This is a genomic window from Streptomyces sp. NBC_01408 (assembly GCF_026340255.1).
GTDB lineage: Bacteria > Actinomycetota > Actinomycetes > Streptomycetales > Streptomycetaceae > Streptomyces.
The window spans coordinates 605,069-625,044 of the sequence record NZ_JAPEPJ010000001.1 but is presented as its reverse complement, the minus strand read 5'-3'; the positions used below and the strand labels follow the sequence as shown (position 1 = coordinate 625,044).

General features: G+C 73.7%; 20 protein-coding genes. 9 read left to right on the top strand and 11 right to left on the bottom strand.

The annotated features are described in order from the left end of the window. Positions 1–333: 333 nt before the first annotated feature. From OG447_RS02820 to hutH, 4 genes are all read left to right on the top strand, one after another. On the top strand, positions 334–1,428 hold the full coding sequence (locus OG447_RS02820) for an adenylate/guanylate cyclase domain-containing protein (protein ID WP_266938724.1): 1,095 nt from the start codon (positions 334–336) through the stop codon (positions 1,426–1,428). Positions 1,429–1,508: 80 nt separating this feature from the next. Further along, positions 1,509–2,309: an enoyl-CoA hydratase/isomerase family protein gene (locus tag OG447_RS02815; protein ID WP_266934597.1), complete on the top strand. Its 801-nt coding sequence runs from the start codon at positions 1,509–1,511 to the stop codon at positions 2,307–2,309. A 122-nt stretch (positions 2,310–2,431) separates the two neighbouring features. Continuing rightward, positions 2,432–3,547, top strand: coding sequence for a GGDEF domain-containing protein (locus OG447_RS02810; protein WP_266934596.1), 1,116 nt, complete (start codon positions 2,432–2,434; stop codon positions 3,545–3,547). Between the two features lie 139 nt (positions 3,548–3,686). Further along, on the top strand, positions 3,687–5,228 hold the full coding sequence (gene hutH / locus OG447_RS02805; protein ID WP_266938723.1) for a histidine ammonia-lyase: 1,542 nt from the start codon (positions 3,687–3,689) through the stop codon (positions 5,226–5,228). An 89-nt stretch (positions 5,229–5,317) separates the two neighbouring features. Here hutH and OG447_RS02800 read toward each other — a convergent pair whose 3' ends face one another. Beyond that, positions 5,318–5,677: a hypothetical protein gene (locus OG447_RS02800; RefSeq protein ID WP_266934595.1), complete on the bottom strand. Its 360-nt coding sequence runs from the start codon at positions 5,675–5,677 to the stop codon at positions 5,318–5,320. Positions 5,678–5,823: 146 nt separating this feature from the next. Between OG447_RS02800 and OG447_RS02795 the strand changes: the two genes are divergently transcribed. The 3 genes from OG447_RS02795 (at position 5,824) to OG447_RS02785 (ending at position 8,655) form a co-directional block, all read left to right on the top strand. After that, positions 5,824–6,126, top strand: coding sequence for a hypothetical protein (locus OG447_RS02795; protein WP_266934594.1), 303 nt, complete (start codon positions 5,824–5,826; stop codon positions 6,124–6,126). Positions 6,127–6,259: 133 nt separating this feature from the next. Beyond that, positions 6,260–7,528, top strand: coding sequence for an Ig-like domain-containing protein (locus OG447_RS02790; protein ID WP_266934593.1), 1,269 nt, complete (start codon positions 6,260–6,262; stop codon positions 7,526–7,528). 167 nt (positions 7,529–7,695) lie between these two features. Next, positions 7,696–8,655, top strand: a complete 960-nt coding sequence (locus OG447_RS02785) for a GNAT family N-acetyltransferase (RefSeq protein WP_266934592.1) — start codon at positions 7,696–7,698, stop codon at positions 8,653–8,655. Between the two features lie 29 nt (positions 8,656–8,684). Here the strand turns inward: OG447_RS02785 and OG447_RS02780 are convergent, their stop codons facing one another. The 7 genes from OG447_RS02780 to OG447_RS02750 all read right to left on the bottom strand — a co-directional run bounded on the left by OG447_RS02780 (position 8,685) and on the right by OG447_RS02750 (position 15,505). Further along, positions 8,685–8,957, bottom strand: coding sequence for a hypothetical protein (locus OG447_RS02780; protein WP_266934591.1), 273 nt, complete (start codon positions 8,955–8,957; stop codon positions 8,685–8,687). After that, entirely contained in the window at positions 8,954–9,307 is a 354-nt protein-coding gene (locus OG447_RS02775; RefSeq protein ID WP_266938722.1) for a DUF6247 family protein, read from the bottom strand. The genes OG447_RS02780 and OG447_RS02775 overlap by 4 nt, the downstream gene beginning before the upstream one ends. 89 nt (positions 9,308–9,396) lie before the next feature. After that, on the bottom strand, positions 9,397–10,059 hold the full coding sequence (msrA, locus tag OG447_RS02770) for a peptide-methionine (S)-S-oxide reductase MsrA (protein ID WP_266934590.1): 663 nt from the start codon (positions 10,057–10,059) through the stop codon (positions 9,397–9,399). Positions 10,060–10,175: 116 nt separating this feature from the next. Next, positions 10,176–11,330 (bottom strand): hypothetical protein, encoded by a 1,155-nt coding sequence (locus OG447_RS02765; RefSeq protein ID WP_266934588.1) that lies wholly within the window; start codon positions 11,328–11,330, stop codon positions 10,176–10,178. Then, entirely contained in the window at positions 11,327–12,925 is a 1,599-nt protein-coding gene (locus tag OG447_RS02760) for a M48 family metallopeptidase (protein WP_266934587.1), read from the bottom strand. The genes OG447_RS02765 and OG447_RS02760 overlap by 4 nt, the downstream gene beginning before the upstream one ends. 91 nt (positions 12,926–13,016) lie before the next feature. Then, the gene (locus OG447_RS02755) at positions 13,017–14,036 is read right to left on the bottom strand and encodes a hypothetical protein (protein ID WP_266934586.1); all 1,020 of its coding nucleotides are present in this window, start codon (positions 14,034–14,036) and stop codon (positions 13,017–13,019) included. A gap of 362 nt (positions 14,037–14,398) precedes the next feature. Next, positions 14,399–15,505 (bottom strand): hypothetical protein, encoded by a 1,107-nt coding sequence (locus OG447_RS02750; RefSeq protein WP_266934585.1) that lies wholly within the window; start codon positions 15,503–15,505, stop codon positions 14,399–14,401. Between the two features lie 91 nt (positions 15,506–15,596). Between OG447_RS02750 and OG447_RS02745 the strand changes: the two genes are divergently transcribed. After that, positions 15,597–16,754 (top strand): cystathionine gamma-synthase, encoded by a 1,158-nt coding sequence (locus OG447_RS02745; protein ID WP_266934584.1) that lies wholly within the window; start codon positions 15,597–15,599, stop codon positions 16,752–16,754. A gap of 57 nt (positions 16,755–16,811) precedes the next feature. On the opposite strand, the gene OG447_RS02740 is transcribed toward OG447_RS02745, so the two are convergent. The 3 genes from OG447_RS02740 to OG447_RS02730 all read right to left on the bottom strand — a co-directional run bounded on the left by OG447_RS02740 (position 16,812) and on the right by OG447_RS02730 (position 18,123). Further along, a complete protein-coding gene (locus tag OG447_RS02740) occupies positions 16,812–17,063 on the bottom strand; it encodes a hypothetical protein (RefSeq protein ID WP_266934583.1) in 252 nt (83 codons plus the stop codon). Continuing rightward, entirely contained in the window at positions 17,060–17,533 is a 474-nt protein-coding gene (locus OG447_RS02735; protein ID WP_266934582.1) for a sigma factor-like helix-turn-helix DNA-binding protein, read from the bottom strand. Before OG447_RS02735 ends, OG447_RS02740 begins: the two co-directional genes overlap by 4 nt. A 68-nt stretch (positions 17,534–17,601) precedes the next feature. Next, on the bottom strand, positions 17,602–18,123 hold the full coding sequence (locus OG447_RS02730) for a MarR family winged helix-turn-helix transcriptional regulator (RefSeq protein WP_266934581.1): 522 nt from the start codon (positions 18,121–18,123) through the stop codon (positions 17,602–17,604). Between the two features lie 486 nt (positions 18,124–18,609). Between OG447_RS02730 and ilvA the strand changes: the two genes are divergently transcribed. Then, on the top strand, positions 18,610–19,842 hold the full coding sequence (gene ilvA / locus OG447_RS02725; RefSeq protein WP_266934580.1) for a threonine ammonia-lyase: 1,233 nt from the start codon (positions 18,610–18,612) through the stop codon (positions 19,840–19,842). The last annotated feature ends 134 nt before the right edge of the window (positions 19,843–19,976 follow it).

Here is a 19,976-nt window from a genome sequence, read left to right as displayed (position 1 = left end):
CGGCCTGGCCGGTGGGCCGAAGGGATGCGACGGGGAGTGAGGGCGGACGCGCGATGGGGCGCGGGAGCGGGCGTGACGAGCGCGTACGTCCTCACGAGCCGGCGAAAGGCGTCCGGAGGGAGAGCGGCCCGCCGGGAGAGGGAGTGAGGTACGGCACACCTGCCGTATGGTTTAGGCGATCCCGGTCCTCCCGGTGATCAACCGGTTCGGCAGGGCAGTGCGCACGGAATGGACAGGAGGCGGCCCTTGACCGTCGACGACCCTACGTCCAGCGCGTCCTCCGGATCCGGTGCGTCCGGATCTGGTGCGTCCGGATCCAGTCCGGCCACCCCCATCGGGCGTGATCAGCACACGCCCCACCACGAGGTCGACCACACGGCGCAGCCGACGGCCGACCCCCTCGCCATCCGGCTGGAACAGCTGATCCTGGGCGCCGAGCGCCGCTACACGCCCTTCCAGGCCGCCCGTAGCGCCGGTGTCTCCATGGAGCTGGCCTCGCGCTTCTGGCGGGCCATGGGCTTCGCCGACATCGGCCAGGCCAAGGCGCTGACGGAGGCCGACGTACTGGCGCTGCGCCGGCTGGCCGGTCTGGTGGAGGCCGGGCTGCTGTCCGAGCCGATGGCGGTGCAGGTGGCGCGGTCCACCGGCCAGACCACGGCGCGGCTGGCGGAGTGGCAGATCGACTCCTTCCTGGAGGGGCTGACGGAGCCGCCGGAGCCGGGGATGACCCGTACGGAGGTCACGTACCCGCTGGTCGAGCTGCTGCTGCCGGAGCTGGAGGAGTTCCTCGTCTACGTGTGGCGGCGCCAGCTGGCGGCGGCCACCGGGCGCGTGGTGCAGGTGGCGGACGACGACGAGATGGTCGACCGGCGGCTCGCGGTGGGCTTCGCGGACCTGGTGGGCTTCACCCGCCTCACGCGGCGGCTGGAGGAGGAGGAGCTCGGCGAGCTGGTCGAGTCCTTCGAGACGACGTCGGCGGACCTGGTGGCCGCGCACGGCGGCCGGCTGATCAAGACGCTCGGCGACGAGGTGCTGTACTGCGCCGACGACGCGGCTACGGCGGCGGAGATCGCGCTGCGGCTCATCGAGACCATGGAGGCGGACCCGCAGATGCCGGAGCTGCGGGTCGGGATCGCCTTCGGCACGGTGACGACGCGGATGGGCGACGTCTTCGGCACGACGGTGAACCTGGCGAGCCGGCTGACGTCGATAGCGCCGAAGGACGCGGTGCTGGTGGACGGGGCGATGGCCGAGGAGCTGGCCCGGACGGGGGCCGCGCCGGTGTCGGAGAAGGAGGCCGAGGCGTCGCCCGAGGAGGGCACGGCCTACCGCTTCGCGCTCCAGCCGATGTGGCAGCGGCCGGTCCGCGGGCTCGGGGTCGTGGAGCCGTGGTCGCTGACGCGGCGCAAGCGGGCGGGGTCCGCGTAAGCCGCTCCCCGATCCGGCGCGGCCCGCCGGACACCCCCTAAGCTGCCCGGGTAACGCTCGTTAACCGGGAGGGTCGCAGGATGTCTGAGCAGCGCTTCGGAGAGTTCGTCGCGGTACGTCGGGAGGGCGACGGGCACGTCGCCGAGCTGGTCATGGACCGGCCCAAGGCGATGAACGCCGTGTCGACGGAGATGGCCCGCTCGATCGGGGCGGCCTGCGCCGCGCTGGCCGCCGATCCTTCCGTACGGGTGGTGGTGCTCTCCTCCAGCGCCGGGCGGGCGTTCTGCGTCGGGGCGGACCTCAAGGAGCGCAACTCGCTGTCGGACGCCGAGCTGGTGCGGCAGCGGCCGACCACGCGCGGGGCGTACGGGGGTGTGCTGGAGCTTCCGGTGCCCACCGTCGCGGCGGTGCACGGCTTCGCCCTCGGCGGCGGCTTCGAGCTGGCGCTGGCCTGCGACGTGATCGTGGCGGACGAGACGGCGGTGGTCGGCCTGCCCGAGGTGTCCGTGGGGGTGATCCCGGGCGGCGGGGGCACGCAGCTGCTGCCGCGCCGGGTGGGCGCGGCCCGGGCCGCCGAGCTGATCTTCACGGCGCGCCGGGTGGAGGCGGCCGAGGCGCTGGCCCTGGGCCTGGTGGACTCGGTGGTTCCGGCCGGGCAGGACACGGCCGAGGCGCTTGCCCTCGCCGGGCGGATGGCGGCGAATTCCCCGGTCGGGCTGCGTGCCGCCAAGCGGGCGCTGCGGCTCGGCCACGGCATGGACCTGGCGGCCGGGCTGGAGATCGAGGACGCGGCCTGGCGGACGGTGGCCTTCTCGGGGGACCGGGCGGAGGGCGTGGCGGCGTTCAACGAGAAGCGCAAGCCGAACTGGCCCGGCCAGTAGCCCGTCTGCCGCGCCGTTGCCGGGGGCTCTGCCCCCGGACCCCCGCGCCTCAAACGCCGGCGAGGCCGAGTGATGTCGCGCCAATTATCACCAAATCGGACAAAACTCCCTAACCTGGGGTGATGGGAGTTGACGGGCGGCTACGAGCCGTCGTGGGCCTCGCGCAGGCGATGGCCGCGGCCTGCGCGCCGCGGGACAGCGTGCGGGCGGCCGCGCGGGGGGCGCGGACGGCGCTGGACGGCTCGTTCGCCGCGATCTCCGCGTGGGAGCGGGAGCGGGGGCGCCTGCGGGTGCTCGTGAACGAGGGTGAGCGGCGTCCCGGGGAGGAGGAGTTCCCCGAAGACGAGTCCTATCCCGTGCACGACTTCCCCGAGATCACCGAGTTCCTGCACGAGCGGTGGGCCGGTGGCGGCGGCCCCCACGCCTGGGTCGAGAACGCCGGCGGCGACCGGCCCGGACGCCGTGGCGAGGCCCTGCGCCGCCGCGGACGGGGGACCTGCGTGGTGGCGCCCGTCGTGCTCAGCGGGCGCGCCTGGGGGGAGCTGTACGTCGCCCGGGACGAGGGGCTGCCCGACTTCGACGAGGACGACGCCGAGTTCGCGACCGTCCTGGCCGCCGTGGTCGCCGCCGGGCTCGCGCAGAACGAGCGGCTGGAGGAGGCCCGGCGGCTCGCCTTCACCGACCCGCTGACCGGCCTCGCCAACCGGCGGGCGGTCGACATGAGGCTCGACGAGGCGCTGGAGGAGCACCGGCGGACCGGGGTCGTGGTCAGCCTGGTGGTCTGCGACCTGAACGGGCTCAAGAAGGTCAACGACACCCTGGGCCACGCCATGGGCGACCGGCTGCTGGAGCGCTTCGGCTCGGTGCTCAGCCTGTGCGGGGCCATACTGCCCGGCGCGCTGGTGGCCCGGCTCGGCGGCGACGAGTTCTGCCTGGTGGGGGTCGGGCCGACCGCCGACGAGGTGGTACGGGTCACCGAGGAGCTGTGCACCCGGGCGGCCGCGCTGGAGCTGGGCGAGGGCGTGGCCTGCGGGGTGGCGTCCACCGGGGATCCGATCGGGCTGGTCACCTCCTCCAGGCGGCTGTTCCGGCTGGCCGACGCCGCCCAGTACAAGGCCAAGGCCGCGCGCTCGCCGAAGCCGGTCGTCGCGGGGCGCGACACCGCCGTGGTGCGCCTGGCCGACGCCGCCGCCGAGGCTGCCGTCGGCGAACGCCGCCGTTTCCGGGGGCGGCCGTGATCCCGCCGCTCCACTGCTGGCGTCCGCCCCGGACCCCGCTCCTCAAACGCCGGAGGGGCTGAAAATCCGGCCCGTGCGAGCGGCGCGTTCGGAAGGGGTGACATGAAGCGATTCAGTCCGTAGGGTGCTGAATATGGATATGCACACTGTCGTGGTGGGGCCCTTCGGGACCACTGCCGAGGACGTCATCGCCGTCGCCCGCGGCAACGCACGGGTCGAGCTGTCCGGCGAGGCGCTCGACGCCCTCGCCCGCGCCCGCGAGATCGTCGACGCCCTCGCGGCCAAGCCCGAGCCCGTCTACGGGGTGTCCACCGGGTTCGGTGCGCTCGCCTCCCGGCACATCAGTCCCGAGCTGCGCGCCCAGCTCCAGCGCAACATCGTCCGCTCGCACGCCGCCGGCATGGGCCCGCGCGTAGAGCGGGAGGTGGTCCGCGCGCTGATGTTCCTCCGGCTCAAGACCGTCGCCTCCGGGCACACCGGCGTACGGCCCTCCGTCGCCCAGACCATGGCCGACGTCCTGAACGCCGGGATCACCCCCGTCGTCCACGAGTACGGCTCCCTCGGCTGCTCCGGCGACCTCGCGCCGCTCTCCCACTGCGCGCTCGCGCTCATGGGCGAGGGCGACGCCGAGGGCCCGGACGGGACCGTCCGCCCCGCCGGCGAACTGCTCGCCGAAGCCGGGATCGAGCCCGTCGAGCTCCGCGAGAAGGAGGGCCTCGCCCTCCTCAACGGCACCGACGGCATGCTCGGCATGCTGGTCATGGCCCTCGCCGACCTCGGCAAGCTCTACACCTCCGCCGACATCACCGCCGCGCTGACGCTGGAGGCGCTGCTCGGCACCGAGAAGGTCCTCCAGCCCGAGCTGCACGCCATCCGCCCGCACCCCGGCCAGGGCGCCTCCGCCGCCAACATGGCCGCCGTGCTGAAGGGCTCCGGGCTCACCGGGCACTTCCAGGAGGAGTCCGCCCCGCGCGTGCAGGACGCGTACTCCGTGCGCTGCGCCCCGCAGGTCGCCGGCGCGGGCCGCGACACCATGGCGCACGCCGCCCTGGTGGCCTCCCGCGAGCTGGCCGCCGCCGTGGACAACCCGGTGGTCCTGCCCGACGGCCGCGTCGAGTCCAACGGCAACTTCCACGGCGCCCCGGTCGCCTACGTCCTGGACTTCCTCGCCATCGCGGCCGCCGACCTGGGCTCCATCGCCGAGCGGCGCACCGACCGGCTGCTCGACAAGAACCGCTCGCACGGACTGCCGCCCTTCCTCGCGGACGACGCGGGCGTGGACTCGGGCCTGATGATCGCCCAGTACACGCAGGCCGCGCTGGTCAGCGAGATGAAGCGGCTCGCGGTGCCCGCGTCCGCCGACTCCATCCCCTCCTCCGCCATGCAGGAGGACCACGTCTCCATGGGGTGGTCGGCCGCGCGCAAGCTCCGTACGGCGATCGACAACCTGACCCGGATCGTCGCGATCGAGCTGTACGCGGCCACCCGGGCCATCGAGCTGCGCCACGGGCTCACCGCGGCCCCGGCCAGCCTGGCGGCGATCGAGGCCGCCCGCGCGGCGGGTGTCGAGGGTCCCGGGCCGGATCGTTTCCTCGCCCCCGACCTGGCCGCGGCCGACGCGTTCGTGCGCAGCGGCGCGCTCGTCACGGCCGTGGAGGCGGTGACGGGTCCGCTCGCCTGACGGGCTCCGTACGCACGGAAAGGGCCGCCCTCCGGGGCGGCCCTTTCCCGTACCCCGGGCCGGCCGGGCCCGGGGGAGTGTCCGCAGGCTTACCGGGCGTGGGAGCGGCGTACGGAGAAGGCCACGGACCCGGCGCCCAGGAACAGGCAGAGCGTGCCGCCGAGCACGTAGGGCGTGGTGTCGACGGAGCCGGTGTCGGCCAGGGAGAGCGGGGCGGGCGCGGCCTGCGCGGCCGTACGCGGCTCCGTGCCGGCGCCGGTGTCCGGGCCGGAACCGGAAGCCGGACCGGAAGCGGCGGGGGCCGTCCCGGTGGTGTTCGCCCCCGCGGGCGCGGCGGAAGCGCCCGCCGGGTGCCCGGGTGCGGTCGCGCCCGCGGAGGGCACGAACCAGAGGGCGGCGAGGAGGGTGGTCGCTCCGAGAGCGGTGAGCAGCGGTCGACGTGCGGACACGGTGCGATCCCCCTTGTGGCAGCAGCGAATTGGCCGTGTGCGGTGATGCTACGGAAAGGGGCGGGTCGTGGGAAAGCCGGGGGTTCCGCGGGCTTACGCTCCGTCGTATGAACCCTTCTGAGACATCACGATACGTACGACTTCGGGTGGATTTGGTGCTTGAGGTGCCGGATCCGCAGGCACTCACCGGAGCCGCGCTCGACCACATCAAGGCCGACGAGTTCATGCCGGACGACGAGCGCGGCCACGCCGAGGCCGCCGTCCGGGAGGACGAATCGGAGGCCCTGGCCTACCTGGTGGACCCCACCGACCTGGTCGCCGACATCCCCGGAGTGGAGCTGGCGCAGGCCTCCTGGAGCAGCGAGCCCGTCGAATACGACCCCGAGTCCATGGAGTGGGACCTGGACGGGGAAGATGGGGACTTCGACGAAGAGAACGACAACGCCTGACCGTGGGGTTGCCCACATTCGAACGGAATGTGGAACCGATCCGCGACGTTAACGCGTTGTCAGGGCGAGGCAGGGGGCGCGTCCCCCTGCCCGGCCCGACCCCGGGACGGCAGCCTCGGGGTTTCCGGCAACGATGGAGTGGCGTGTGAGGACGGACAGCAAGCGTCGGAGAAGGTCCCTGGTGGCCGTATCCGCCGTGCTCGGTGGCGTACTGATGCTCTCGGCGTGCAACGACGGGGGCGCTGAGCCGAAGGGGAACGGCGAGGCCAGCAAGTCCCAGGCGGAGGTGGACGCGGCGGCGGCGAAGGACGCCTCCAAGGCTCGAATAGCCATCTCCCCCAAGGACGGCTCCACCAACGTCGCCCTGAACGACGGGGCCGGGGTCACCGTCAGCGACGGCACGCTCACCAAGGTCGAGCTGAAGACCACCGAGGGCGCGGCCGTGGCCGGCAAGATAGCCGCCGACGGCAAGAGCTGGAAGCCCGACGCCGCGCTGAAGCGCTCCACGAAGTACGCCCTGGCGGCGACCGCGAAGGACGAGGCCGGGCGCGAGGCGCACGAGAACTCCTCCTTCACCACCCTCTCCCCGGAGAACAGCTTCATCGGCTCGTTCGTCCCGGAGGAGGGCCAGACGGTCGGCGTGGGCATGCCGGTCTCCATCACCTTCAACAAGCCGATCAAGGACCAGAAGGCCGTCCAGGCGGCCATCTCCGTCTCCTCCAGCAGCGGCCAGGAGGTCGTCGGCCACTGGTTCGGCAACCAGCGGCTCGACTTCCGCCCCGAGCAGTACTGGCAGGCGAACTCCACGGTCACCCTGAAGCTGGAGCTCCAGGGCGTGCAGGGCGCACCGGGCGTCGCGGGCGTGCAGAACAAGACCGCCACCTTCAAGATCGGCCGGAGCCAGGTCTCCACCGTCGACGTGAAGGCGAAGACGATGACGGTCACCCGGGACGGCGCGGTCCTCAAGACCATCCCGATCTCGGCCGGTGCCCCGGCGAACCCCACGTACAACGGTCAGATGGTGATCTCCGAGAAGTTCAAGGAGACCCGGATGGACGGCGCCACCGTCGGCTTCAAGAACGAAGAGGGCAAGGGCGAGTACGACATCAAGGACGTCCCGCACGCGATGCGGCTGTCCACCTCCGGCACCTTCATCCACGGCAACTACTGGGGATCCGACTCGATCTTCGGCAAGGTGAACACCAGTCACGGCTGTGTCGGTCTGAACGACGCCAAGGGCGCCAACGACCCCGAGCAGCCCGGCGCGTGGTTCTTCGACAACTCGCTCATCGGCGACGTGGTCACCGTGATGAACTCCCCGGACAAGATCATCAAGGCGGACAACGGCCTCAACGGCTGGAACATGAGCTGGGCGGAGTGGAAGGCCGGCGTGGCCTCCTGACGGCACGGCACATCCGACGGCGGACGGCCGGCAACCCCGCGCGGGTTGCCGGCCGTCCGCCGTTTCCGCGTCCGCCGTTTCCGCGTCCGGGGTGACCGTGCCCGGCCGTGGCCGTGACGGGGGAAATCCCTGAGCACTCGGGCCAGGGCCGGTTTAGGGTCCGGGACATGACGATCCGTTCCCTCACCCTGCCCCCTTCCGACGCGGAGGTGGACAGCTGGCTGGCGGTGCTCGTCGCCGCCGCGGCCGCCGACCTGCCCGACCTGCCGCCGCCCGCCCGGGTGGAGACCGCCGGGCGGCTGGTCGTGACGCCGGTCCGCGGCCGCGCCGTGCTGTTGACGGCCGACGAAGGGGCGGGCGTGGCGGGCCTGCTGCTGTTCTCGGAGGAGGCCAACCGCCACACCGCGTTCCTGGACGTGCTGGCGGTACGCCCGGACGCGCGGCGGCGCGGCGTGGGCACGGCCCTGTGGGAGCGGGTACGCGAGGAGCTGCTCGCGGACGGCCGGACCTCGGTCGCCACCGTGGCCGACCTGGGAGGACCCGGGCAGGCCTTCGCGGAGTCCCTCGGCTTCGAGAACGTCCTGCCGATGGACTGGTACGTACAGGACGTCCCGCAGCCGCGGGCGGTGGAGGTCCCGGTCACGCCGGGCTACACCCTGCTGACCTGGCCCGGCCTGACCCCGGACGACCGGGTGCAGGCCCTGGCCGTGGCCCACCAGGCGATGGAGGACGCGCCCACCGGGGACATGGACCAGAACATCGCCGACTGGGGCACGGAACGGGTGCGCGCCATGCAGCGGCTGGTCCTCGACCGGGGCGGTGAGCTCACCACCGTCGCGGCGGTGACCGACGCGGGCGAAGTGGCCGCGTACACGGTCCTGGTCCTGCCCGACCCGTCGGGCCCGCGGGCGCTCCAGTACGACACGGCCGTCCTCCCCGGCCACCGCGGCCACGGCCTCGGCCGCGCCGTGAAGCAGCACATGCTGCGGGAGGCGGCCGGGCGGTATCCGGCCCTGCGCACCATCGCCACGACGGTGGCGGACGAGAACACCCCGATGCGGACGGTCAACGAGGCCCTGGGCTACCGCCGCGAACGCGGCGCGGCCGTGTTCCAGTGCAAGATCTAGACGAGGAAGTCCGGACCCCCGGCCCTGGCCTACAGCGCTTCGAAAGGCGGCACGATCCGCACCACGACGATCAGCCGCGCCCGGGGCGCGGCGAGGAAGTAGAACCAGCCGTCGGCGGCGTCCATCCGACGCAGGCCGCCGGGCCGGGGGCCGTTGCCCATCTCGGCGAGGTCGACCCCCATGTCGGCCAAGTCGACGAGTTGCCCCGCCAGCCGTTCGACCTCGGCGACGACCGAGGCGGGAATGCCGCCGGTCACGTGGGCGTGGTCCGGGTCGTACTCCCAGCGCCAGCCGAGGCTCACGGCCGGGGCGAGGTGAGGGCGGCGTGGGTCGCGTCGAGGATTCTGCCGATCTCGGCCGCCGCCCGTCGGACCTGCGTCGCGTCACCTGTGGCGGCAGCTTCTTCCCAGCGGCGCAACTCCGCGGCCAGATGCGGCTGGCGCTGGATGTACACGTAAGCCGCCCACTGCGTGATGAACCGTTGCAGCGGTGCCAGGTCGGAGCCCTGCCGGGACTGGTCGGCGGCCTGGTCCAGTTCGCGGGTGAACGCGGGCAGGGCAGCCGGGGCGACCTGTGCGACGGCCTGCCGCAGCGCGGTCACGGTGGCGGGCGGCTGCGGGATGAGCGGCTGCCCGGCGGTCGAGGTCGACACGGTTGCTCCCATGGGCGAGATTCTGGGCCCCGGCGCCAGCGTACCCAGCGAAACTCCGGGGCCCCACTCGAAAGGATGAGCCGCGCGGGCTACTCCGCCGTCGCCACGCCGATCGGGCAGGAGACGCCCGTGCCGCCGATGCCGCAGTAGCCCGACGGGTTCTTGTCGAGGTACTGCTGGTGGGCGGCCTCCGCGGGCCAGAAGGGGCGCTCCGACGCGGGCAGGACGGCCGTGGTGATCTCGCCGTGGCCCGAGGCCGTCAGGACCCGCTGGTAGGCCGTGCGGGAGCCCTCGGCCGCCGCCTGGTGGGCGGGGGAGTGGGTGTAGACCGCCGAGCGGTACTGGGTGCCCACGTCGTTGCCCTGGCGGAAGCCCTGGGTGGGGTCGTGCGACTCCCAGAACAGCTTCAGCAGGGCCGCGTACGGGACGACCTCGGGGTCGAAGACCACGCGGACGACCTCGGTGTGGCCGGTGAGGCCCGAGCAGACCTCGTCGTAGGTCGGGTTCTCGGTGAAGCCGCCCTGGTAGCCGGCCAGGGTGGTCCACACCCCCGGGGTCTGCCAGAACTTGCGCTCGGCGCCCCAGAAGCAGCCCAGCCCGAAGTCGGCGACCTCCAGTCCGGCGGGGTACGGGCCGGCCAGCGGGTTGCCGAGGACGGTGTGGCGGCCGGGGACGGGGAACAGCGGCTCCGGGCGGCCCTTCAGGGCCTCCTCGCGGGTGGGGAGCTCGGGCGTGCGGCGGTACGAGAACATGGATTCCCTCCTTGTGGAAATGTCAACGGGCGGGGGCGGGCAGGGATTCCCCGGCCCGCCCCCGGCCCTGCCCACGTCACCGTTCCGTAAGGTGCCGTCGTGCGAGCGGCGCCCGCTCAGGCGTCCCGCGCGACCAGCGACACCGCGAAGTCACGCGCGTACAGGTAGCGGCGCTTCGGCGTCCCCACGTACGACCACGGCATGGCGCCGATGTGCCCGTCGATGTGGCGGAACTGCTCGACCGCCTCCGCGTCCCGGTCCTGCCAGAACAGCAGGTACGCCAGCATGTGCCGCAGCAGCGGGGCCTGCGGGTGGTCGGCGCCGGCCGCCGCCAGGTCCGCGAGCGCCGCGTCCACCGCGGCGAGGATCTCCGGCTCCTTGTAGTAGGTGTCGACCGACAGGTCGTCCTCGTCCGTCTGCTTCTCGAAGTACGCGATCAGCGGGAGCAGCGACAGCAGGTCGCCGGGCGCGCCCGCGGCCGCCGACCGCTGGGCGAAGGCGAGCGCCAGCTCGTGCGAGCCGCACCACTTCCGGCACCAGTACTGCAGGGCGGTGTAGTGCGCCCACAGCACCTTCGGGGCGCGCGTGGTGATCTCCTCCCACAGCTCCCGGTAGCGCTCGTGCGAGTAGCCCAGGCCGAACGCGATGGCCTGTTCCGCGATGTACGGGGTCGGGTCCGCGGGATCGGCCAGCCGCTGGGCCTCGTGCGCGTCCCCCTGGGCCTTGGACAGCAGCTGGTGGAAGAGCCGGAACTGCTCCTGGGTGGTGTGACTGGCGCGCAGGGAGCCCCGTACGTTCCAGGCGACCTGCACGGAGGTGTCGGCGTTGAGCAGCGCGGCCGTGGGGTCCGAGGGCCGCGCCGCGCGCCAGGCCAGCAGCCACGCGTCGTCCTCGGCGGCCGCCTCGGCCAGCGGGCGGACCCGCTCCATCCGCTCCTGCCAGTCCTGACCGGCCGCCTCGATGTAGGCGGCGACGGCCGCCCAGTCGCCCGCCTGGGCGGCCGCCAGCGCGGCGGTCCGCTCCGGCGGCACGGGCGCCGGGTTGTCCGTGTCCAGGTCGGCCTCCGGTACGAAGCCCTGCGCGACGGCCGTGGCCGCCCGCTCGGCCTCCTCCGCGTCCTCCTGCTCGGTCTCGATGGTCTGCGTCCGGCCGTTCAGGACGCCGATCTCCGCTTCGAGGGCCCTGGCCTTGCGGATGTAGTACACGCCGCGCAGGACCTTGAAGGCCCCGGCGAGGAGGATGACGCCGAATACGGCGAGGGCGATGATCACGGGGCGAGTACCAGCTTTCGCAGGGGTTCGGTGTCGCACTGGTCGGCGGTCACCGAGTCCAGGGCGGGGCCGAGCTCGTCCTCGAAGCCGGGGACGGGGTAGGTGAGGGTGGCCGAGTCGGCCCAGGACATCTGCCAGCGGGCCGCGCCGCGCGCCGTCAGCTCGACGGTGACCAGCTGGTTCAGGGCGCCGCGCAGTACCGGGCGGGCGAACTCCCGGGCCGTGCGGCCGGTGGCCGCCTGCGCCTTCTCGGACTTCGGGAAGTGCTCGGTGATCCGCCAGCGCACCGCCTGGTCGGCGTCGACGGCGTCCAGCAGCGTGCCCAGGTCCGGGCCCGCCCCCTCGGCGGTGAGCACCTCGCGGACGTCCTGCGCGCCCTGGCCGACGTACAGGGTCATCGACGCGTGGACCAGCTCGTCCCAGCCGACCCGCTGGAGCGCGAGGGCCTCGGGGGTGAGGACGGCCTGCTCCAGCGCGGCCAGCGCCGCGTCGGCGTCGGACAGCAGGTCCAGGGCCGGGCGGGCGCTCTGGCCGGTGCGGCCGTCGTCGGGCAGGGCCTCGATGCGGGCCACGCGGTCGGCGAGCGCGGGGTGGGAGTCGTAGGGGGAGGCGGGCTCGGTGGACAGCTCCTCGCGCAGCTCGTCCAGCTCCTCCGAGCGGGCGTCCAGAAGGCTGCGCAGGCCGCCGAAGACCTGGCCGGGCGGGGGCAGCAGGCCGGCGCCGACCCCGAGGGTGGCGTACGAGCCCATGTAGAACTCGTGCGCCGAGCCCAGGGCGCCCAGCTCGCGCAGTGCGGACGCGGCGGAGTCGCGCCCGGCGACGCGGACCGAGGCGAGGTCGGCGGCGAGCTCCTGGCGGCGGGCGGAGGAGAGCGTGGCCCGCATGTAGAACTTGGCGTACGCCGTGTACAGCTTGGCCATCGCGCGGTACATCGCGCCGTCGCCCGTGGTGTCGACCTCCTTGGCCTGCTTGCCCTTGGCGATCCGCTTCTCGGCCTTCTTCTCCTGCTTCGCGCGCTCCTTGGCGACCTTGTTCTCGGCGCGGGCGTTGAAGTGCTCGATGGTGCGGATCAGCTGGGCGCGGCCGCGTGCGATGAGCGGGGTCAGGCGGGTGTCGAGGTTGGCGTAGTGGCCCATCTCGTGGGCGAGCACGGCCCGCAGCTGCATCTCGTCCAGGCCCGTCATCAGCGGCAGGCCGATGTACAGGCGCCGGGTGCCGGAGCGCAGGCCCAGCAGCTCCGCGTCCTCGCTGACGGCCGCGTTGACCTCGCCGATGAGCACGATCTCGTCGGGGGCGCGGGTGCCGACCTGCTGCGCGACCTCGCGCACGGCCTGCCACAGGGCGGGCTCCTGCGCCTCGGTGACGGGGACGCCGGCCGGCGGTTCGCCCTTGGGGGTGCGCAGCATGAACATGCCGCGCACGATCGGCACCGCGAGGACGACGGAGACGATGAGGACCTTGACGGAGGCCGGGCCGTGCAGCCAGGTGACGGCGGCCAGGTCGGCGCCGGCGAGGACGGCCAGCAGGACGAGGCCGAGCAGGTAGAAGCCTGCGAGCAGGACGAGGGCGCGCGTGGCGCGCAGTGAAGCGCCCATATGGACAGATCTCCCCACGGGATGAAGACGGAGACGGCGAAGGACAGGGGTAAGGAGAAAGGGCACTCGGGCAGCGGGGCGGCCGAGGCCGTCAGCCGCGGGCGCCGTGGGCCGCGAGGCCCCTGGCGAGGTCGAAGGCCGCCACCGGGCCCGCCGGGTCGGCGTTCCACGGTGCGGCCCCGCAGTACGGGCCGATCCTGCGGAACTGCTCCAGCGCGGCGCCGGGCAGCCCCGAACGCAGCAGGTGGTGCGCGAGCAGGTGGCGCAGCCGCGGCAGGTCCTCGTGGTCCTCCCGTACGGTGTCCAGCCGTTCGGCGACGGCCGTCAGCAGCGCCGGGTCCGCGCCGGGCCGCTTCGTGCGCAGTTCGGTGAGGGCGTGCAGGTAGATGCCGGGCAGGGTGCTCCCAGCCGGGGCGCTCAGGGCGGCGCGCCGGGCGAAGTCCAGCATCGCCTCGTCGGAGCCGCCCCATTTGGCACACCAGTACTGGAGGGCCTGCCAGTGGGCGGCGGTGTGGTGCGGGGCCCGCTTGGTCAGGTTGCGCCACAGGTCGCCGAACTGGCCGCGCGAGTAGCTCATCGCCCGCGCCGCCGTGATCATGACGACCCAGGGGCCCGGGTCGGCGGGGGCCAGCTCGGCGGCCCGCTGCGAGGCGGCCATCACGGCCGGCAGCGTCGCCATGAACTGCCGCATGTCGCCGTCGGGCACGTCCTTGGCGTAGGCCGAGCCGCGTACGGCCCAGGCGCGGCGGAGCAGTTGCTGCGCGTGCACGGTCGCGGCGTCCGCGTCGGAGGGCTCGGCCGTGCGCCAGTCGGTGAGCCAGCGGTCGTCGGACGCGGCGAGCTGGAGCAGCAGTTCCAGCCGGGACCAGCGGTCGTCCCAGTCGGCCGGCTGCGCGGCCCGGACGTGGGCGGCCGCCGGGCGCCAGTCACCCTCGTACGCGGCGTCGGCGACGCGGCTGCGCTCGGCGCGCAGGCCGGGGTCCGTCTCGGGGCCGCCGCGCCGCGGGTCGAGCTGTTCGCGGGGGACGAGGCCGAAATCGGCGGGTTCGAACCGGGTGCGCGCCCACCGATTGGCGAGGATGCCGGAGCGCCGGTTCCGCAGGGAGATCACGGCCGGAATCATGCGGCCTGAAGGTCACTTACAGCAACTTTATTGGCCAGGGGTTTTCGCTGGTGGGGCGCGGCCGCCGGTCACGGCCCCGCCCGGCCGCCCCGGCGCGGCGCGCCACCGGCTCCGGAGGGGCGGGCCCGGCACGGGAGTTGCCGTACGGGAGCCCCTACGGTCGCCTCGGTACGGCCGCCTCAGTACGACGGCAGCCGGACGGCGGGCCGGTGGCAGCGGCCCCGGTGGCCCCAGTGGCAGTGGCCCCCGCCGGCAACGGCCCTGGAGCAGCCGCCACCGGCGCGGCGACACCGTACGGAGGCCCGGCCCGGCGGCAGCCGCACCACGTCAGTGCGGCAGCCGGCACGGCCTCAGTGCGGCAGCGTCGCCGGGGAGCCGCCGTTCGCCTCGTACCCCGCCACCGCCAGCGCCCGGAACACCGCGTACTGCGCCGCCGGGTCCGCCGAGGCCGACCACGGCAGCGCGCCGACACAGCCGTCCACGTGCCGCACCTGCTCCATGGCCTCCGCCCAGCGCTCCATGTTGACCAGGAACATCAGCAGCATGTGCCGTACGTGCGCCAGCATCGGATCGTCCTGCCGCGCCGTGTGCACCGCGTACAGCGCGCCCTCCACCGCCCGCGTCACGACCGCGCTCTGGTAGAAGCTCCCGGCCAGCACCAGGTCCGGGGTGTTCTCGTACACGGCGAACAGCGGCAGCGCCGCCAGCAGCGAGCCCTGCGGGGCGCGGGCCGCGGCCGCGTGCGAGAACGCGTCGGCCTTCTCCCGCGAGCCGTGCCACTTCTCGCCCCAGTAGTGCAGCGCGGCCAGGTGCGCGCCCATGTGCGCCGGCGCCACGTCGATCACCTTCGCCCACAGGGCGTCGAACTCCGCCTCCGAGTACCCGAGGCCGCGCGCGATCGCCAGCTCCGCGATGTGCGGGACCGGGTCGCCCGGCGCCAGCAGCGCGGCCTTGCGGCACGCGTCCCGCGCCTCCTCCAGGATGATCCGGTGGTCGGCGGAGCCCACCCCGCCCGAGTGCCGCCACGCCTGCTGCACCAGCAGCTCGGCGTGCACCTGCGCGCCGCCCGCGTCCTTCTCCGCCTCCAGCCGCCAGGCCTTCAGCCACTGCGCGCCGACACCGGGCTGCTGTACGAGCTCCAGCGCCGCAGCCCCGCCGAAGGCCTGCACGCGCTGCCAGCGCTGCTCGCCCTCCTTCGGGGTCCCGGCGAGCAGCTGCGAGGCCGCCTGCCACGTGCCGCTGCGCTGGACGTTGCCCAGGGCGTCCATCAGGTCCTCGTCGGGCCCGGGCACCCGGATGTCGAGCTGCTCCTGCCGGACGAATCCGTAGTTCTCGGGGTCGGCGGCGTCGGGGCTGCCGGGCGCGACCTGACGGATACCGCCGCGGCCACGCCGTACGAAGGGAACGACGATGGCCACGAGCAGCCCGATCGCGAACAGGAACAACAGAATCTCCATGCCTCCAAGCGAACCAGACGCAGGGCACCCGGGGCCAACAGGGGGTGGCCGCCAGGTGGGGCAGCCGATCCGGACGGCTTAGGCTCTGCCCATGAGCGATGACAGCCACGAGCACCAGAGCTTCGAGACCCGCGCTATCCACGCGGGTAATACGGCCGACCCCCTGACCGGCGCGGTCGTACCGCCGATCTACCAGGTCTCCACGTACAAGCAGGACGGCGTCGGAGGACTGCGCGGCGGCTACGAGTACAGCCGCAGCGGCAACCCGACCCGTACCGCGCTGGAGGAGAACCTCGCGGCGCTGGAGGGCGGCCGGCGCGGCCTCGCCTTCGCGTCGGGGCTCGCCGCCGAGGACTGCCTGCTGCGCACGCTGCTCTCCCCGGGCGACCACGTGGTCATCCCGAACGACGCCTACGGCGGCACCTTCCGCCTCTTCGCGAAGGTCGTCTCCCGCTGGGGCGTCGAGTGGTCGGTGGCCGACACCTCCGACCCGGCGTCCGTACGCGCCGCCCTCACCCCCAAGACCAAGGTCATCTGGGTCGAGACCCCCTCCAACCCGCTGCTCGGCATCACCGACATCGCCGTCGTCGCCGACATCGCGCGCACGGCCGGCGCCAAGCTGGTCGTGGACAACACCTTCGCCTCCCCCTACCTCCAGCAGCCGCTCGCGCTCGGCGCGGACGTGGTCGTGCACTCGCTGACCAAGTACATGGGCGGCCACTCCGACGTGGTCGGCGGCGCGCTGGTCACCGCCGACGAGGCGCTGGGCGAGGAACTGGCCTACCACCAGAACGCGATGGGCGCCGTGGCCGGGCCCTTCGACTCCTGGATCGTGCTGCGCGGCATCAAGACCCTGGCCGTGCGCATGGACCGGCACGCGGAGAACGCGGCGAAGGTCGCCGACATGCTGACCCGCCACCCCAAGGTCACGCACGTCCTCTACCCGGGCCTGCCGGAGCACCCGGGCCACGAGATCGCCGCGAAGCAGATGCGCAACTTCGGCGGGATGATCTCCTTCCGGGTCGCGGGCGGCGAGGAGGCGGCGGTCGAGGTCTGCAACCGCGCCAAGCTCTTCACCCTGGGCGAGTCCCTGGGCGGCGTCGAATCCCTCATCGAGCACCCCGGCCGGATGACCCACGCCTCGGTGGCCGGCTCGGCCCTGGAGGTCCCGGCGGACCTGGTCCGGCTCTCGGTGGGCATCGAGAACGCGGACGACCTCCTCGCGGACCTCACCCAGGCCCTGGGCTGACCCCCCGCGACCCGCTGAAACCTTCCCGCCGGACGCCCGGCGGGAAGGGAGCGGCGCTCACCAGCCCTCCAGGGGCGGGGAGACACCGCTCGACGGCGTGACCCACGGCTGGGTCAGCGAGGCCCACACCGCGAAGGCCACCGCCGCCGCGAACAGGACCGCCCACCCCAGCCGCCGCAGCGCGCGGCGGCGGCGCAGCAGCCGGTCGCCCCGCGCGGCGGCCCCGGCCGCCAGATCGGCCGGCACCACCGGCTGCGGGCCGTCCAGCAGTCGCCTGATCTGCGCCTCCTTGCCGTCCCGGGAGCTCATGCGGCGCCCGCCGCACCCTGGCCGGAGGCGGGACGTACCCCGCCGGGGCCGGACCGCAGCGCGTGCACGGCCCGGTTGCACAGCACCCGGACCCGCTCGGCCGGCAGCCCCAGCTGCGCCGCCGTGACCTCCTCCGCGACCCCTTCGTAGATCCGCAGGACGAGCACGAGCCGCTCCGCCGGGCTCAGCCGCGCGAGGACGCCGACGCCCCCGTGATGGCGCCAGCCGGTGCGGGCGAAGGCGGTGCACAGCTCCTGGCGCGTGTAGTCGTACGGGTCGTCCCCGCGCAGGCGCCGCCAGTTCGCGTACGTACGGGCCAGCGCGCCGCCCAGCAGCCGGCGTGCGGCGGTGGCATCGGTCTCCGCCTCGGCGGTCAGCAGGACCGCGACACGCAGGAGCCGCCCCGCCGCACCCGCGACGAAGGCCTCGAACTCCCCGTAGGGCCCCGGCCGTTGCTCCACAGGCCACATAGTGCGGCCTGCGGGACCACCCGGGTCAAGAGGTCGGACGCAGCTGCCTCACGGCAGGTTCACCGCGCTCAGGACGCCGGGCCGGCCTCGGCCACGGCCGCCATCAGCTCCGACAGCGACAGGTTGAAGCGGGTCAGCAGCCCGGTGAAGGACTCGCGCTCCTCCTGGCTCCAGCCCTCCGTCACCCGGGCCATCAGCTCGCGCCGTGAGGAACGGACCTCCTCCAGCCGCGCGAGCCCGCGCGGGGACAGCGCGAGGACCACGGCCCGGCCGTCCTCGGGGTGCGAGGTCCGCTTGACCAGACCGCTGTCGACCAGCGGCGCGACCTGCCGGGTCACGGTGGAGGAGTCGATGCCCATGCCGCCGGCGAGCGCCTTGACGCCCATCGGGCCTTCCAGGTCGAGCCGGTTCAGCAGGAGGTACGCGGCGCGGTCCATCGAGTTGCGGGCCTGGCCGACACCGCCCAGGCGGGTCTGCTCGGCGCGGCGGGCGAAGACCGCCACCTGGTGCTGGAGCGCGTCGAGGAGACCGGCTGCGGCGGGTGCTCCGGCCGCCGCGGGCAGGTCGGAATTGGCCGGGATGGAAGGCATGGCCGTGGGCTCTCTTCGCGTGGGTCCGACAAGGATGGGGGACAGAGTACGCGGCCGTGCGGCGGCTCGTACGCCCCGTTTGAGAACTGATACGGCGGGTGAGGAGCGAGGCCGCGGGCCCGCCCGGGATGGCCGGATTTCGCCCACCCTGCGAGCCCGCTGACGTTGGCGGCGCGGGCCCCCATCCAGCCTTGCGCGGCTGAGGCGCGGGCCCCATCCAGCCTTGCGGCGTTTTGAGGCGCGGGCCCGATCCAGCCCCGCCGGCGTTTGAGGCGCGGGGTCTGGGGCAGCGCCCCAGGAAACCCGGCTCCGCCGGGCACCGGGCTCCGCCCGGACCCGCGCCTCAAACGCCGGCGGGGCTGGATCGGGCCCGGCGAGGCTGGATGGCGCCCGGCGAGGCGGATGACACCCGCCGGGGCTGGATGGCGCCCGGCCAGGCCGGATCGGCCACGCGCCGCGCAGCGGACCGGCTGCGAGACTGGCGGCATGAACTACCGAGTGCCCACGCCCGTCCCGCAGGTCATCCTCGACGACGTCCGGGGGGCTCAGAAGATGCTCTCCGGCGTCTCCCGGGTCACGGCCATCGAGGGCAGCCGGCACCTCTCCTCGCTCACCGGCTCACCGGTCCACTTCAAGTGCGAGAACCTCCAGCGCACCGGCTCCTTCAAGCTGCGCGGAGCCTACGTACGCATCGCGGGCCTGCGCCCCGAGCAGCGGGCCGCCGGAGTCGTGGCGGCCAGCGCGGGCAACCACGCGCAGGGCGTGGCCCTCGCCTCCTCGCTCCTCGGGGTCCGCTCGACGGTGTTCATGCCCGTCGGGGCGCCGCTGCCGAAGGTGGCCGCCACCCAGGAGTACGGCGCCGAGGTGCGGATGCACGGCCAGGTCGTCGACGAGACCCTCGCCGCCGCCCAGGAGTACGCGGACCGCACCGGGGCGGTGTTCATCCACCCCTTCGACCACCACGACATCATCGCGGGCCAGGGCACGGTGGGCCTGGAGATCCTGGAGCAGTGCCCCGAGGTGCGCACGATCCTCGTCGGGATCGGCGGCGGCGGACTCGCGGCCGGAATCGCGGTCGCCGTGAAGGCGCTGCGGCCCGACGTACGGGTCATCGGGGTGCAGGCGGCGGGCGCGGCCGCGTACCCGCCCTCGCTCAAGGTCGGGCACCCGGTGTCGATCGACGACCCGCAGACGATGGCGGACGGCATCAAGGTCGGCCGCCCCGGCGACATCCCCTTCAAAATCATTGGCGAGCTGCTCGACGACGTGCGTACGGTCTCAGAGGACGCGCTCTCCAGCGCCCTGCTGCTGTGCCTGGAGCGGGCCAAGATGGTGGTCGAGCCGGCCGGGTGCAGCCCGGTCGCCGCGCTGCTGAGCGAGCCCGAACTGTACGGCGGGGGACCGGTGGTGGCAGTCCTGTCCGGCGGGAACGTCGACCCGCTGCTGCTCCAGCGGATCCTGCGCCACGGCATGGCGGCGGCGGGCCGGTACCTGTCGCTGCGGCTGCGCGTGGCCGACCGGCCGGGGGCCCTCGCCGGGCTCCTGGCGGTGTTGTCAGTGGTGGATGCGAACGTACTGGACGTGAGTCACGTCCGGACCGACCCGCGGCTCGGGCTCACCGAGGTGGAGGTGGAACTGCACCTGGAGACGAAGGGCCCGGAACACTGCGCGGAGGTCGCGCGGGCGCTGCACGGCGCGGGGTACAAGGTCACGGGATAGGCCGGCCGTCCGGCCGGTCCGGGAGGCCTCGCGCGGTTGTGCGGAGGCATTTCCCATGGCGGAACGCGATATGACGCGATAGTGTGCCCGCCGGGCAGCGGGGGGATCCCCCGGACGACCGAGCGAGAGCGACT

Bases quoted from the DNA above. Each gene is read 5' to 3' on its own strand.
- OG447_RS02815 (WP_266934597.1), top strand. From the start codon at position 1,509: ATGTCTGAGCAGCGCTTCGGAGAGTTCGTCGCGGTACGTCGGGAGGGC.
- OG447_RS02810 (WP_266934596.1), top strand. From the start codon at position 2,432: ATGGGAGTTGACGGGCGGCTACGAGCCGTCGTGGGCCTCGCGCAGGCG.
- OG447_RS02785 (WP_266934592.1), top strand. From the start codon at position 7,696: ATGACGATCCGTTCCCTCACCCTGCCCCCTTCCGACGCGGAGGTGGAC.
- OG447_RS02745 (WP_266934584.1), top strand. From the start codon at position 15,597: ATGAGCGATGACAGCCACGAGCACCAGAGCTTCGAGACCCGCGCTATC.
- OG447_RS02760 (WP_266934587.1), bottom strand. From the start codon at position 12,925: ATGGGCGCTTCACTGCGCGCCACGCGCGCCCTCGTCCTGCTCGCAGGC.
- OG447_RS02730 (WP_266934581.1), bottom strand. From the start codon at position 18,123: ATGCCTTCCATCCCGGCCAATTCCGACCTGCCCGCGGCGGCCGGAGCA.
- OG447_RS02740 (WP_266934583.1), bottom strand. From the start codon at position 17,063: ATGAGCTCCCGGGACGGCAAGGAGGCGCAGATCAGGCGACTGCTGGAC.
- OG447_RS02750 (WP_266934585.1), bottom strand. From the start codon at position 15,505: ATGGAGATTCTGTTGTTCCTGTTCGCGATCGGGCTGCTCGTGGCCATC.
- ilvA (WP_266934580.1), top strand. From the start codon at position 18,610: ATGAACTACCGAGTGCCCACGCCCGTCCCGCAGGTCATCCTCGACGAC.
- hutH (WP_266938723.1), top strand. From the start codon at position 3,687: ATGCACACTGTCGTGGTGGGGCCCTTCGGGACCACTGCCGAGGACGTC.
- OG447_RS02735 (WP_266934582.1), bottom strand. From the start codon at position 17,533: ATGTGGCCTGTGGAGCAACGGCCGGGGCCCTACGGGGAGTTCGAGGCC.
- OG447_RS02790 (WP_266934593.1), top strand. From the start codon at position 6,260: ATGGAGTGGCGTGTGAGGACGGACAGCAAGCGTCGGAGAAGGTCCCTG.
- msrA (WP_266934590.1), bottom strand. From the start codon at position 10,059: ATGTTCTCGTACCGCCGCACGCCCGAGCTCCCCACCCGCGAGGAGGCC.